General features: G+C 62.4%; 11 protein-coding genes. 1 reads left to right on the top strand and 10 read right to left on the bottom strand.

Annotated features, from left to right (window positions below):
• Positions 1 to 133: 133 nt before the first annotated feature.
• Positions 134 to 913, top strand: a complete 780-nt coding sequence (locus tag TU79_RS20425) for a hypothetical protein (protein ID WP_057009694.1) — start codon at positions 134 to 136, stop codon at positions 911 to 913.
• A gap of 228 nt (positions 914 to 1,141) precedes the next feature.
• On the opposite strand, the gene TU79_RS20420 is transcribed toward TU79_RS20425, so the two are convergent.
• From TU79_RS20420 to aroQ, 10 genes are all read right to left on the bottom strand, one after another.
• The gene (locus TU79_RS20420; protein ID WP_057009693.1) at positions 1,142 to 3,913 is read right to left on the bottom strand and encodes a hybrid sensor histidine kinase/response regulator; all 2,772 of its coding nucleotides are present in this window, start codon (positions 3,911 to 3,913) and stop codon (positions 1,142 to 1,144) included.
• A gap of 100 nt (positions 3,914 to 4,013) precedes the next feature.
• Positions 4,014 to 5,306, bottom strand: a complete 1,293-nt coding sequence (gene purD, locus TU79_RS20415; RefSeq protein WP_057009692.1) for a phosphoribosylamine--glycine ligase — start codon at positions 5,304 to 5,306, stop codon at positions 4,014 to 4,016.
• Between the two features lie 157 nt (positions 5,307 to 5,463).
• Complete coding sequence (purH, locus tag TU79_RS20410) at positions 5,464 to 7,071, bottom strand: bifunctional phosphoribosylaminoimidazolecarboxamide formyltransferase/IMP cyclohydrolase (RefSeq protein ID WP_057009691.1); 1,608 nt, start codon at positions 7,069 to 7,071, stop codon at positions 5,464 to 5,466.
• Between the two features lie 81 nt (positions 7,072 to 7,152).
• Positions 7,153 to 7,473, bottom strand: coding sequence for a DNA-binding transcriptional regulator Fis (fis, locus tag TU79_RS20405; protein ID WP_003221275.1), 321 nt, complete (start codon positions 7,471 to 7,473; stop codon positions 7,153 to 7,155).
• Positions 7,470 to 8,483 (bottom strand): tRNA dihydrouridine synthase DusB, encoded by a 1,014-nt coding sequence (gene dusB, locus TU79_RS20400; protein WP_057009690.1) that lies wholly within the window; start codon positions 8,481 to 8,483, stop codon positions 7,470 to 7,472. Before dusB ends, fis begins: the two co-directional genes overlap by 4 nt.
• A gap of 186 nt (positions 8,484 to 8,669) precedes the next feature.
• Positions 8,670 to 9,866 carry a DUF3426 domain-containing protein gene (locus TU79_RS20395; protein ID WP_057009689.1) on the bottom strand — a complete coding sequence of 399 codons (1,197 nt, stop codon included), beginning with the start codon at positions 9,864 to 9,866 and terminating at the stop codon, positions 8,670 to 8,672.
• A 30-nt stretch (positions 9,867 to 9,896) separates the two neighbouring features.
• The gene (gene prmA / locus TU79_RS20390) at positions 9,897 to 10,775 is read right to left on the bottom strand and encodes a 50S ribosomal protein L11 methyltransferase (RefSeq protein WP_057009688.1); all 879 of its coding nucleotides are present in this window, start codon (positions 10,773 to 10,775) and stop codon (positions 9,897 to 9,899) included.
• A 293-nt stretch (positions 10,776 to 11,068) separates the two neighbouring features.
• A complete protein-coding gene (gene accC / locus TU79_RS20385; RefSeq protein WP_057009687.1) occupies positions 11,069 to 12,430 on the bottom strand; it encodes an acetyl-CoA carboxylase biotin carboxylase subunit in 1,362 nt (453 codons plus the stop codon).
• 17 nt (positions 12,431 to 12,447) lie between these two features.
• Entirely contained in the window at positions 12,448 to 12,912 is a 465-nt protein-coding gene (gene accB / locus TU79_RS20380; RefSeq protein WP_057009686.1) for an acetyl-CoA carboxylase biotin carboxyl carrier protein, read from the bottom strand.
• A 24-nt stretch (positions 12,913 to 12,936) separates the two neighbouring features.
• Complete coding sequence (aroQ, locus tag TU79_RS20375; RefSeq protein ID WP_015373673.1) at positions 12,937 to 13,392, bottom strand: type II 3-dehydroquinate dehydratase; 456 nt, start codon at positions 13,390 to 13,392, stop codon at positions 12,937 to 12,939.
• Between the last annotated feature and the right edge of the window lie 136 nt (positions 13,393 to 13,528).

Below are 13,528 nucleotides of genomic sequence, written 5' to 3'. Positions count from 1 at the left end.
CCGCGCCCAGCAATGGCTGGGCGGCGTCTCCCCCGTGCGCGCCAGCAAGGGATAAGTGTCGTCTGGCAAGCGCGCCCGCCACTGGACTAGGGTGAAGGCAGCCCCAATGTGGGGTGCTTGTGGAGAGCTGAACATGGAGCGACATCATAGAAGGATCAACAGTACAAAAAGGCGCAAGTTGATTGCGGCCTACAAACTGCCGGCGGCGTCCGGTGCGCAGGCTTTGTCGGCCCCCGATCCCGACGACGATTCGAATGCGGCGGTGGTCAATAACAGCGTGATCTCGTTTGCCGAGGGCCTGTCCGGCCTGAGCCGCGAATACATTCGCAAAAGTTACCTGCTGGCCAGCAGTTATGTCAGCGATGTGTTGAAGGTTCATCGCGGCACCGAGGCGTGGTACGACGAATTCATCAAGGTGATGATCAGCCTGGGCTGGCTGCCGATGCGCAGCAGCTTCGAGCGGGTGTCCAGCAGCGGCAAGGGCCTGACGGTGCAACTGGCGGTGCTGAACATGATTGCCGCGATGTTCGCTTCGACCGCGCTGGCCGGGCCAGTGCTGGCGGCCTTGCCCAAGCTGGCGGCGGATGCGCTGGAGGCCATGAAGCAGCAACCCGCCTCGTTCGAGCTGTTCAAGCGCAACAGCACGCTGCAGCAGGGCGGTGACTTTGGTGTGGCCTCCTGCACCGAAACCAACGGCGAAGTGATGATGGTGCTGGTGACCTACAGCAGCCAGGGCGTGAGCAAACAGGTGGTGCTGCCGTTTCTGGAGTGGGACAGTTCGTCGTTCGAGGCCTTCAGCGGGCAGACGTGCCTGGTGCTCAATACCTCGCTGGTCAACGAGAAAACCATCCAGCTGATGCGCGAGAGCGCGGGGGACAAGGTGCAGTCGGCTATCGCCAGATACCGCATCTGAGGCATTTATCACGCGTGGGAGATCAACTAGCGCTGTCGCGCAGCAAACCGGGGCCCCTGTGGCGAGCGGGCTTGCCCCGCGTTGGGACGCGAAGCGCCCCCAATCAAAGAACACGCGGTGTACCTGAAACTACGCAGAACATGGTTTTGGGGCTGCTGCGCAGCCCAACGCGGGGCAAGCCCGCTCGCCACGGAAGCTGGAGGTTGCTGCAAGACGGCGCAGTTGACGTCAGGAGGGCTCGTGTTCCGGGCGCTGTTGGCGCTGCGCCACCCAGAACTCCACCAGCTCACGCAACTGCGACAACTCCACCGGCTTGGCCATGTGCCCGTCCATTCCGGCCTGGCGTGCGCGTTCCTTGTGTTCCGAAAGAATATGCGCGGTCAGCGCCACCACCGGGGTGCGGATCCGCTGGTGGCTGACTTCCCATGCGCGTAACTGCTGGGTGGCGGAGAAGCCATCAAGCACCGGCATCTCGCAGTCCATCAGCACCAGGTCGTAGCGCTGGGCCTTCATCGCTTGCAGGGCTTCTTCGCCGTTGCTGGCAGTGTCCGGGTCAAGGTTGAGCTTGCCGAGCATGCCGCGAATCACCTTGGTGGAGATGCTGTTGTCTTCGGCCACGAGGATGCGGAAGTCTGCCGGCACGGTGATCGCAGCCGGTGCGCTGAGGTGCGCGCGTGGCTGCACGTTGCCTTTGTTGCGCTGGGTCAGTTCGTCGGCCAGGGTGGTCTTGAGCGTGTAGCCGGCTACCGGTTTGGCGAGGATGCGCTTGATCCCGCTGTTGCGCGCGATGACCTTGCTCGGCGCGTTGCTGATGCCGGTGAGCATGATCAACAGGATGTCGTGGTTCAGGCTCGGGTCTTCCTTGATCTTCGCCGCGAGCTGCATGCCGGTCATGCCGGGCATGTTCTGGTCCAGCAGCACAATGTCGAAGTAATCGCGCAGGTGCGCCTTGGTGCGCAGCAGCGCCAGCGCTTCCTTGCCGGACGACACGGCGCTGACATTCAGGCCCCAGGCGCTGCATTGCTGCACCAGCACCTTGCGGCAGGTGTCGTTGTCGTCCACCACCAGCACGCGTGCATCCTGCAGGGGGCCGTCGAGGTCGCAGGTCGGGTGTTCCAGGCGCTGCGGGTCCAGCGGCAGAGTCAGCCACAAGGTGCTGCCCTGATGCGTGCCGCTCTTGATGCCGAACTCGCCGTTCATCAACAGGATCAACTGGCGCGCGATCACCAGACCCAAGTGGCCGCTCAGGCGCGTGGCCGACACGAAATTCTTGCTGTGCAGTTCGCTGTGCAGCAGGGCGTCGCGTTCGGCGGCGTCCATCGGCAGGCCGCTGTCCTGCACGGCAATGCGCAAGCGTGGCTGGGTGTTGCGGTCTTCCAGCGCGATCACGATCAGCACTTCACCTTCGTCGGTTTTCTGCAGGGCGTTTTCCAACAGGCTCAGCATCGCCTGGCGCAGGCGCGTGGGGTCGCCGCTGATGACGCGGGGGACCTGGGGCTGAATAAAGCTGATCAGCTCGACGTTCTGCTGTTCGGCCTTGGCGCGGAAGATGCTCAGGCAGTCGTCGATCAGTGCGTTGAGGTCGAACTGCACGTCATCGAGCTCGATCTGTCCGGACTCGAGATTGGAAATGTCGAGAATTTCGTTGATCAGCGTGAGGAGTTCGTTACCCGCGCTGTGGATGGTCTGCACATAGTCGCGCTGCTTGACCGACAGCGGCGTGCCCAGCAGCAACTCGGTCATGCCCAGCACGCCGTTCATGGGGGTGCGGATTTCGTGGCTGATCTTCGCCAGGAACTCGGCCTTGGCGGCGATTTCGGCGTTGCTTGCGGCCAGGTCGCGGCTGAGGCTGAAGCGGGTTTCGACTATGGCGCGCTGGCGTTCACCCAGGGCCAGGCTCATCAGCAGGCCGCTCAGGCAGATAAAACCGAGCAGCGTCACGATCAGCCCCTGCGGTGCCACCAGCGTCAGGCCGAGCAGGGCGGGCAGGATGATCAGCGTGCCGATGTTGAACACCACCATCGCCGCCACGAACAGACGCGCCGGGCGGTAGCCTTTTTGCCAGTGACAGGCCGAGACGAACAGCATGCTCAGGCCGGCCAGGGCCACCAGGGCGTAGGTGATGATGTTCAGCGGCAGGGTGTTGACGAACAGCAGCAACAGGCCGCACAGCACGATCACGAGGATATCGGCCATCAACAGCTTGTTCAGCGGATGCGGCCCCAGCGGCATGAAGAAACGGTAGGCGTACATCAGCCCGCAGGGCGCGGTGAGCAACAGGGCCAGGTAGGCGCCGGGGGTCTGGACCGCGTGCCAGTTGGGCAGCCACGGCCCCACCAGATTGAGCAGCAGCGCCAGGCTGAGCATCAGCAGCACTTCGCAGGCCGCCAGCCACAGGCTGCTGCGCGAGCGGTGATAGGCGAAACGTGTGAGGTTATGCAGGATCAGCATCGCCAGCACGCCGAAGAGCAGGCCGTAGACCAGCGTCTGGTTCTGGTTGGCGGCGGCCAGTACCGCCGGCTCCAGGGTGATGTAGGGGCGCAGCTCGTGTTCCGACACCAGGCGCAGGTAGACCTCAAGAGGCTTCTGGCTCTGGGGCATCGGCAGCATGAAATCACTGCTGGGCAGTGGACGGTCCGCCTGCGGCTGGCGGGTGCCGGTGTTCTGCTGTTCGACCAGGGTGTCACCGTCCAGCACATACAGGCTCAGGTGCGACAGGTCGGGGGCGAATACCCGCAGCAGTTGCTCGTGCTTGCCGGGTTGCAGCTTGAAGCGTACCCACAATGCACCGTCCGGCGGGGCAGCGGTGATGCGGTCCAGTTCGGTGGGGCTGAATTGATTGGTGTAGCGCGGGGACCGTATGTCGCTCAGTTGCAGGTCAGCCTGTTCGTCGAGCAATATCGCCCAACCACTGCCTTGTGCGGCCGCCTGGGCCGGGAACAAGCAGAGCAATGTCAGCAGACTGACAGTGAAACCTATGGCGATCCTGAGCCAGCGCAAGGCGAAATCCCTTCGTAGGTTGATGCACGGGTGAACTATGCGCGGGGAGGCATGAGTACGGCAAGGGCCGCAGGCCCTCACCTGACCGAACGGATAGCTGCTACGCGTTCTCGCCACGTTCACGGGCAATGGCGCGGTAGCCGATGTCCGTGCGGTAAAAACAGCCGTTCCAATCGATCTTCGCGGCCAGCCGGTACGCCTGTTGCTGCGCGGCGTCGACACTGATGCCCATCGCGGTGGCGCACAACACGCGGCCACCGGCGGTAACGACCTTGCCATCCTTGAGCGAGGTGCCCGCATGGAACACCTTGCCTTCCAGCGTAGCAGCGTCTTCGAGACCTTCAATTGCATCGCCCTTGGCATAGTCGGCGGGGTAACCCCCGGCAGCCAGCACAATTCCGACGCTCGGGCGCGGGTCCCACTGCGCTTCCACCTTGTCCAGGGCCTGGGCCAGGGCGGCTTCCACCAGCAGCACCAGGCTCGACTGCAGGCGCAGCATCACCGGCTGGGTTTCCGGGTCGCCAAAGCGGCAGTTGAACTCGATGACTTTCGGATTGCCGGCCTTGTCGATCATCAGGCCCGCGTACAGGAAGCCGGTGTAGACGTTGCCTTCGTCGGCCATGCCGCGCACGGTCGGCCAGATCACCAGGTCCATGACGCGCTGATGCACGTCGCTGGTGACCACCGGGGCAGGGGAGTAGGCGCCCATGCCGCCGGTGTTGGGACCGCTGTCGCCGTTGCCGACGCGCTTGTGGTCCTGGCTGGTGGCCATCGGCAGCACGTTCTTGCCGTCGACCATCACGATAAAGCTGGCTTCTTCACCGTCGAGGAACTCTTCGATGACTACTCTGGAACCGGCATCACCAAAGGCATTGCCGGCGAGCATGTCGCGTACCGCGTCTTCGGCTTCCTGCAGGGTCATGGCGACGATCACGCCTTTACCGGCGGCCAGGCCATCGGCCTTGATCACGATGGGCGCGCCTTTTTCACGCAGGTAAGCCAGGGCCGGCTCGATCTCGGTGAAGTTCTGGTAGTCGGCGGTCGGGATCTTGTGACGCGCCAGGAAATCCTTGGTGAAGGCTTTCGAGCCTTCCAGCTGCGCGGCGCCAGCGGTGGGGCCGAAGCAATCCAGGCCACGGCTGCGGAACAGATCCACCACGCCTGCCACCAGTGGCACTTCCGGGCCGACGATGGTCAGGGACACATTCTTTTCAGCGAAGTCGGCCAACTGCTCAAGCGCCAGCACGTCGATGGCGACGTTCTCGCACTTGGCTTCAATGGCGGTACCGGCGTTGCCGGGTGCTACGAAAACCTTCTGGACGCGTGGGTCCTGGGCAACTTTCCAGGCCAGGGCGTGTTCACGGCCACCGCTGCCAATGATCAAAACATTCATTTCAAAAACCTCGGATGACGCAAATTCTGTTGGGCGCCGCAAGAGCGCTTTATGTGGGAGGGGGCTTGCTCCCGATAGCGGTCTATCAGTCAAATAATCGCCTGCTGAAATACCGCCATCGGGAGCAAGCCCCCTCTCACATTTCGATCAAGTTGGATCAGTGACGGAAATGGCGCATGCCGGTGAAGACCATGGCGATACCGGCCTCATCCGCAGCGGCGATCACTTCGGCATCACGCATCGAGCCGCCCGGTTGGATCACGGCGGTTACGCCTGCCTTGGCGGCGTTATCCAGGCCATCGCGGAACGGGAAGAACGCGTCGGAGGCCATCACCGAACCCACTACCTGCAAACCGGCATGCTCAGCCTTGATCGCGGCAATGCGTGCCGAGTTCACGCGGCTCATCTGGCCGGCGCCGACACCGATGGTCTGGCGGTTCTTCGCATAGACGATGGCGTTGGATTTAACGTACTTGGCCACTTTCCAGGCAAAGATCAGGTCGTTGATTTCCTGCTCGGTCGGCGCGCGTTGGGTCACTACCTTCAGGTCGTCACTGCCGATCATGCCGATGTCGCGGCTCTGCACCAGCAGGCCGCCATTGACGCGCTTGTAGTCCCAGGCAGCGGCACGCTCGGCCGACCATTCGCCGCACGCCAGCAGGCGCACGTTGGCTTTGCCTGCGACGATGGCGCGCGCTTCTGCGCTGACGCTTGGGGCGATGATCACTTCGACGAACTGACGCTCGACGATGGCCCTGGCGGTTTCGGCGTCCAGCTCACGGTTGAAGGCGATGATGCCGCCGAAGGCGGACTCGGTGTCGGTGGCATAGGCCAGTTCGTAGGCCTGGCGAATCCCGCCTTCCGCGTCAGGGCTCACCGCCACGCCGCACGGGTTGGCATGCTTGACGATCACGCAGGCCGGCTTGACGAAGCTCTTCACGCATTCCAGCGCGGCGTCGGTGTCGGCCACGTTGTTGTAGGACAGCTCTTTACCTTGCAGCTGGGTCGCGGTGGCGATGCCGACTTCGGCAGGCTTGGCTTCCACGTAGAACGCCGCGCTCTGGTGCGGGTTCTCGCCGTAGCGCATTTCCTGGGCCTTGATGAACTGGCTGTTGAAGGTGCGCGGAAACTGGCTGCGGTTTTCGGTGCTCAGGGTGTCGGCGGCCTGATTCACGGTGCCCATGTAGTTGGCGATCATGCCGTCGTAGGCCGCGGTGTGTTCGAACGCCTTGAGCATCAGGTCGAAGCGCTGGGCGTAGGTCAGACCACCGGCCTTGAGGCCTTCGAGCACCTGGGCGTAGTCGCCGGCATTGACCACGATGGCCACGTCTTTATGGTTCTTGGCCGCCGAGCGGACCATGGTCGGGCCGCCGATGTCGATGTTTTCGATGGCGGTCGGCAGGTCGCAGCCTGGCTTGTTGATGGTGGCTTCGAACGGGTAGAGGTTGACAGCCACCAGGTCGATCGGCTTGATGCCGTGTTCGCTCATGATGGCGTCGTCGATACCGCGACGGCCGAGGATGCCGCCGTGAATTTTCGGGTGCAGAGTCTTGACCCGACCGTCCATCATTTCCGCGAAACCGGTGTAGTCCGCCACTTCCACTGCGGCCACGCCGTTGTCCTGCAGCAGTTTGAAGGTCCCGCCCGTGGAGAGGATTTCCACGCCCAGGGCTTCCAGCTCCCGGGCAAATTCGAGGATCCCGGTCTTGTCGGAAACACTGATCAAGGCGCGGCGGATCGGCAGGCGGGTAGTCTGGTCGGTCATTTCAATTTCCATCAAAAGCAAAGGAGTCAGCAAAAAAGGCGACCGGTTCTACGCGGGCGCCTTTCTGGTTTGATTGAATGCTTACAGCAAATCGTACTGCTTGAGCTTTTTGCGCAAGGTGCCACGGTTGAGACCGAGCAGCTCACTGGCTTTGGTCTGGTTGCCCTTGACGTAGTTCATCACGCTTTCGAGCAAGGGCGCCTCGACTTCGGAAAGCACCAGGTTGTACACGTCCGTGACGGAAGCGCCCTCAAGGTGGGCGAAATAATTGTGCAGCGCCTTCTCCACACTCCCGCGAAGGGTCTGGCCTTCTTCGCTCGGCGTGTTCAGGTGCTGTTTCAAATTGACGTTGTCGCTCACGGGTGCTGTTCCACTCACTAAAGTCTCGGTCATCATCGTCATGCGGCCACCCATTCTCCGTCCCCTGCTCTCAGGCTCTTGTCTCGCTCGATAAAGAACTCACGAACGGCGGTGACCTGTGCTTGCGTTTCATCCAAACGATTGAACCCGGCGCGAAACTCCCTGGCGCCTGGCAGGGTTGCGAGATACCAACCCACATGCTTGCGAGCAATACGCACGCCCATCACATCGCCGTAAAACGTGTGAAGGGCCGCCAGATGCTCTAGCAGAATACGTTCCACCTCGGGCAACTCCGGCGCCGGCAATACCTCGCCAGTGCGCAGGAAATGCTCGATCTCACGAAAGATCCATGGCCGCCCCTGGGCGGCCCGGCCAATCAACAGGCCATCTGCGCCGGTGGCGTGCAGCACGCGCCGGGCTTTCTCGGCCGAGTCGATATCGCCATTGGCAAACACCGGCATCGACACCGCCTGCTTGATCGCGGCAATGGTGTCGTACTCGGCAGCACCTGTGTACAGATCGGCGCGGGTGCGACCATGCACCGCCAGCGCTGTAATGCCTGCCTGTTCGGCAATCTTCGCCACCGTCAGGCCGTTCTTGTTGTCCCGGTCCCAGCCGGTACGGATCTTCAGGGTTACCGGCACATCGACTGCGGCCACAACGGCCTGCAGGATCTCGGCAACCAACTGCTCATCCTTCAACAGCGCGGAACCGGCGGCCTTGTTGCAGACCTTCTTGGCCGGGCAGCCCATGTTGATATCAATGATCTGTGCACCCAGCTCCACATTGGCCCGGGCCGCGTCCGCCAGCATCTGCGCATCACCCCCGGCGATCTGTACCGAGCGGGGCTCGGGATCGCCTTCGTGGATCATGCGCATCCGCGATTTGCGGGTGTTCCACAAGCTCATGTCGCTGGTGACCATTTCCGAGACTACAAGACCCGCACCCAAACGTTTGCACAGCTGACGAAAGGGCTGGTCGGTGACGCCCGCCATCGGGGCGAGGATCAAGCCGTTCTGCAATGTGTATGGGCCGATGCGTACCGCCGACATAGGACTTCCCTGTTGTGGGGCCGGATCATTAGAGTTCGAAAAAGGGTTGGCATGATACCCGCTCTCGATGACTGGATAAAGGCTGAATTGGATAAAATCTGAACAGTTATTTCTTTATCGCCGTCGGTTCGGTAACCGGCGATTCTGGCAGGAATCTGCCACCAAAGCCCCGCAGAGCGGGCCGTTTCACTCGGGCGAATGAAAGCTCAGGCTGTAATTTACGGCTTTGTTGCCGGGGTCGAGGATATCCAGCGAGATGTGGATCGGCGTTTGTGATGGCATTTCGCTCACTCCGGCCAGCTCGCCGCTCAGGTATTCGGCGGGCTTGAAGCGACGACTGGCGATCAGGCCGCCGTTCATGTCGGCGAAGCGCAGTTCCAGCAAGGGGAAGGGTTGGGAGAACGTCGCACGGTTGTAGATGATCGCATCCACCACCAGCGCGCCGGCAAATTCAGGGTGGCTGCGCACCACCAGGTTGCTGCTCTTGATGTGTGCAATATCGACCCGCGATGGCACTTTGCAGCCAAGCACGGGGCACACTTGCTGGAACCACGGGCGGTACGCGTCCTGGCGCGCAAGATCGTCGAACTGGTAGGCGATGAACTGCCCGGCGAGGCCGGCAGCGGCGATCAGCACCAGCAGAATCCACAGCAGGCGACGGCCCGGTGTCGATGCGCGTTTCTGCGCGTACAGGTGCAGCGGATCGTCTTCCAGGTCCAGCAGTTGTTCGTCGTGAACACGGGTTTCGGCGCGCGGGCGCTTGCGGCGCAGCGGCGGGCGTTGTTCCTGCGGCTCGGCGGCGTGGGTCAGGAGCGTGAACGGCGGGTCGGGATTTTCATCCTCCAGGGCGGGCTCGTCGTCGATTGTCTCGGCGCGCCGCGACATGGACGGCTCGGTGCGCTGCCGGGCGCCGCTCGGCTCAGCGGGCTCGTCGACCACCGGGGTGCGTTCCTGTGGCGGTTCGCTGAACAGGCTGGCGGCCCATTTTTCTTCCTCGGCCTTCACATTGTCGCGGCTGGCGCTGAGGGCATCTTCTTTTTGCCGACGGTCGGAACCGGCGTGACGGCGCTCCGCGCCCAGCGGTTTTTCGCGCTGTTCCAGCTTGGCCAGCTCTTCGTCCAGGTCCAGGTTGTCCAGGTCCAGCTCTTCGGCGTTCCACTGTTTCTGGCTGATGGCGCGCGGTGACTCGGGCGGCGGTTCAACGGCCACCGGCAGGTCGGCGTCGCCGGCCTCGGCGCGCTGCTCGAGCAGTTGGCGCAGGGCGTTGAAGACCTGAAGGCACGAGCCGCAACGCACCACGCCGCGCGCCGCGCTCAATTGAGCGTGGTTGACGCGAAAGCGCGATTGGCAATGCGGGCACTGGGTGACGAAACTGTCGGTCATGCGGCCATCCGATTCAGGCAAGCGCTCATTCTAGCGCCGACGTCCGCTGATGCGTACCCAGCCATCGCGGTTGGCGATCGGATCCAGCTCAAAATCCTTCGCGTAAGCGGCGGCAACGTCTTCGCCCTGCTCGGCGAGGATGCCCGACAGCGCCAGGCGCCCGCCAGGTTTGACCAGACTCGACAACTGCGGCGCCAGGGCAACCAGCGGCCCGGCGAGGATATTGGCCACCAGCACATCGGCCTGCACCTGCGGCAGGTCCTGGGGCAGGTACAGCGGGAATTTGCCTTCGGCAATGTGGTTGCGTCCGGCGTTGTCGCGCGAAGCTTCCAGCGCCTGCACGTCGATATCGGTGCCCACGGCCTCCCTGGCGCCCAGCAACAGTGCGGCAATGGCCAGGATTCCCGAGCCACAGCCGAAGTCCAGCACGTTGCAGTCGGTCAAATCCTGGCCGTCCAGCCATTCCAGACACAGCGCGGTGGTGGGGTGGGTGCCGGTGCCGAACGCCAGGCCCGGGTCCAGCAGCAGGTTGACCGCATCGGGTTCAGGCGCGGCATGCCAGCTCGGCACGATCCACAGGCGCTGGCCAAAACGCATCGGCTGGAAGTTGTCCATCCAGCTGCGCTCCCAGTCCTGGTCCTCGATCACCTCGCTGTGATGCTCGGGCAGCGGGCCGCCGGTGAGCAGTTCCATATGGGCCAGCACGGCGGCGGCATCGGTGCCGTCTTCGAACAGCGCCAGCAAATGGGTGTGTGACCACAGCGGGGTGGTGTTGAGTTCGGGTTCGAAGATCGGCTGGTCTTCGGCGTCCATGAAGGTCACCGACACGGCACCCACTTCAAGGAACGCGTCTTCGTAGGTTTCGGCTTGTTCTGGGCTGATGGCGAGACGGACTTGCAGCCAAGGCATGGCGGGCACCTTTGGAAAAATGAGTGTGCAGCGGGGAGGGGGCTGCGAAAGCGCGCAAGTTTACGCGAGAGCAGGGCTTGTGGCGAGCGGGCTTGCCCCGCGTTGGGGCGCGAAGTGGCCCTGAAATCGGCACTCTCGGTTAGGCAGGCAAACCGGGAATGTCCTATTGGGAGTGCTTCGCACTCCAACGCGGGGCAAGCCCGCTCGCCACAACAAGCCCGCTCGGCACAGGTATTTTGCCAACCCTCAAAAACAACAAAACCGCCCGAAGGCGGCTTTGTTGGGTGGAGCGCTTACTGGTTGGCCAGCTTGTGTTCCAGGTAGTGAATGTTCACACCCCCTTCGCAGAAGCCTTCATCACGCACCAGGTCCCGGTGCAGCGGGATGTTGGTCTTGATGCCGTCGACCACGATTTCGTCCAGGGCGTTACGCATGCGGGCCATGGCCTCGTCGCGGGTGGCGCCCCAGGTGATCAGCTTGCCGATCAGCGAGTCGTAGTTGGACGGAACCTTGTAGCCGCTGTACAGGTGCGAATCCACACGGACGCCGTTGCCGCCGGGCGCGTGGAAATGCTTGACCAGGCCAGGGCTTGGGATAAAGGTTTTCGGGTCTTCGGCGTTGATGCGGCACTCCAGGGAGTGACCATGCATCTTCACGTCGTCCTGGGTGAAGGACAACACGTTGCCGGCGGCGATGCTCAGCATCTCCTTGACGATGTCGATACCGGTGACCATCTCCGATACCGGGTGCTCTACCTGCACGCGCGTGTTCATCTCGATGAAGTAGAAGCGGCCGTTCTCGTAGAGGAACTCGAACGTACCGGCGCCACGGTAGTTGATGTCGATGCACGCCTTGACGCAGCGAGCCAGTACTTCCTGGCGGGCTTTTTCGTCCAGGCCCGGTGCCGGGGCCTCTTCCAGGACCTTCTGGTGACGACGTTGCAGCGAGCAATCGCGGTCGCCCAGGTGGATGGCATGGCCCTGGCCGTCGGACAATACCTGCACTTCCACGTGACGTGGGTTGGTCAGGTATTTCTCCAGATAGACCATCGGGTTGCCGAACCAGGCGCCCGCTTCAGAGCGGGTCTGCTTGGCGGCTTCGATCAGGTCTTCTTCCTTGTGCACCACGCGCATGCCGCGACCACCACCGCCGCCGGCGGCTTTGATGATCACCGGGTAACCGACTTCGCGACCAATGCGCAGGGCGGTTGCCTCGTCTTCCGGCAGCGGGCCGTCGGAGCCTGGAACGGTTGGCACGCCGGCCGCGATCATGGCGTCCTTGGCCGATACCTTGTCACCCATCAGGCGAATGGTGTCGGCTTTCGGACCGATGAAGGCAAACCCGGACTTCTCCACCTGCTCGGCGAAGTCGGCGTTTTCCGCGAGGAAGCCGTAGCCCGGGTGGATGCCATCAGCGCCGGTCACTTCAGCGGCCGCGATGATGTTCGAGACTTTCAGGTACGAGTTCGTGGCCAGTGGCGGGCCGATGCAGATGCTTTCGTCCGCCAGTTTCACGTGCATCAATTCGGTATCGGCCGTCGAGTAAACAGCGACGGTCTTGATGCCCTCTTCCTTACAGGCGCGCAGGATACGCAGCGCGATCTCGCCGCGGTTGGCGATCAGGACTTTTTGCAGTTTCTTCGCAGGTTTCAACATCGAAGGCGCTCCGCGGTTCAAACGATGGTGAACAGCGGCTGGTCGTACTCAACCGGCTGACCGTTTTCTACCAGGATGGATTCAATGACGCCGGCTTTTTCAGCGGTGATGTGGTTCATCATCTTCATCGCTTCAACGATGCAGATGGTGTCGCCCACTTTCACGGTCTTGCCGACTTCAACGAAGGCTGGCGAGGTCGGTGCCGGGGTGCGGTAGAAGGTACCGACCATTGGCGACTTAACCACGAAGCCGTTCAGCACAGGCTCTGCCGGTGCGGCAGGCGCAGCGGCGGCAGCAGGTGCGGCGGCCGGAGCAGCAGCGGCCGGCGCCGGCGCTTGCATTTGCGGCGCGTAGAACTGTTGGGCCGGGGTCTTGCTGTGACGGCTGATCCGTACGGACTCTTCGCCTTCCTTGATTTCCAGCTCGTCGATACCGGATTCTTCCAGCAGTTCGATCAGTTTCTTGACTTTACGGATATCCATGAATCATCAACTCCCAAGGGTCGGTCAGGGGCGCTTGGCCGGTTGTTCAAGTTGTTCCAGGGCGGCCTCCAGGGCCAGCCGGTAACCGCTGGCGCCAAGGCCGCAGATCACACCTACCGCTACATCGGAGAAGTAGGAGTGATGGCGGAAAGCTTCGCGTTTGTGCACGTTCGACAAATGCACTTCGATGAATGGGATGCTCACCGCCAGCAGCGCGTCACGTAATGCAACACTTGTGTGCGTAAACGCGGCGGGATTGATCAGGATAAAGTCCACGCCTTCGCCACGCGCGGCATGGATGCGATCAATCAGTTCGTACTCGGCATTGCTTTGCAGGTAGAGCAAATGGTGGCCGGCTTCACGGGCCCTGCGTTCCAGGTCGAGGTTGATCTGGTCCAGGGTGACTGCCCCGTAGACGCCCGGTTCGCGGGTGCCAAGCAGGTTCAGGTTGGGTCCGTGAAGAACCAGAAAGGTCGCCATCGGCTGTTCCTTGTTATTGATGTGGGTACGGCAGAACCCGGCGACTATGCCGCAAAGCCTTTGTGACTGTCCAGTTCTATGCAGTAGGCAGCACGATTAGCGAGGATAGCGAAAAATTTGTGACTGGGAGTTTGAA

This window comes from Pseudomonas trivialis, assembly GCF_001439805.1.
In the GTDB taxonomy this organism is placed as follows: Bacteria; Pseudomonadota; Gammaproteobacteria; order Pseudomonadales; family Pseudomonadaceae; genus Aquipseudomonas; species Aquipseudomonas trivialis.
The sequence above is the reverse complement of the archived record's forward strand: the minus strand, read 5'-3'. Positions and strand labels throughout refer to the sequence as shown.

Bases quoted from the DNA above. Each gene is read 5' to 3' on its own strand.
- TU79_RS20425 (WP_057009694.1), top strand. From the start codon at position 134: ATGGAGCGACATCATAGAAGGATCAACAGTACAAAAAGGCGCAAGTTG.
- purD (WP_057009692.1), bottom strand. From the start codon at position 5,306: ATGAATGTTTTGATCATTGGCAGCGGTGGCCGTGAACACGCCCTGGCC.
- purH (WP_057009691.1), bottom strand. From the start codon at position 7,071: ATGACCGACCAGACTACCCGCCTGCCGATCCGCCGCGCCTTGATCAGT.
- fis (WP_003221275.1), bottom strand. From the start codon at position 7,473: ATGACGATGATGACCGAGACTTTAGTGAGTGGAACAGCACCCGTGAGC.
- dusB (WP_057009690.1), bottom strand. From the start codon at position 8,483: ATGTCGGCGGTACGCATCGGCCCATACACATTGCAGAACGGCTTGATC.
- TU79_RS20395 (WP_057009689.1), bottom strand. From the start codon at position 9,866: ATGACCGACAGTTTCGTCACCCAGTGCCCGCATTGCCAATCGCGCTTT.
- prmA (WP_057009688.1), bottom strand. From the start codon at position 10,775: ATGCCTTGGCTGCAAGTCCGTCTCGCCATCAGCCCAGAACAAGCCGAA.
- accC (WP_057009687.1), bottom strand. From the start codon at position 12,430: ATGTTGAAACCTGCGAAGAAACTGCAAAAAGTCCTGATCGCCAACCGC.
- accB (WP_057009686.1), bottom strand. From the start codon at position 12,912: ATGGATATCCGTAAAGTCAAGAAACTGATCGAACTGCTGGAAGAATCC.
- aroQ (WP_015373673.1), bottom strand. From the start codon at position 13,392: ATGGCGACCTTTCTGGTTCTTCACGGACCCAACCTGAACCTGCTTGGC.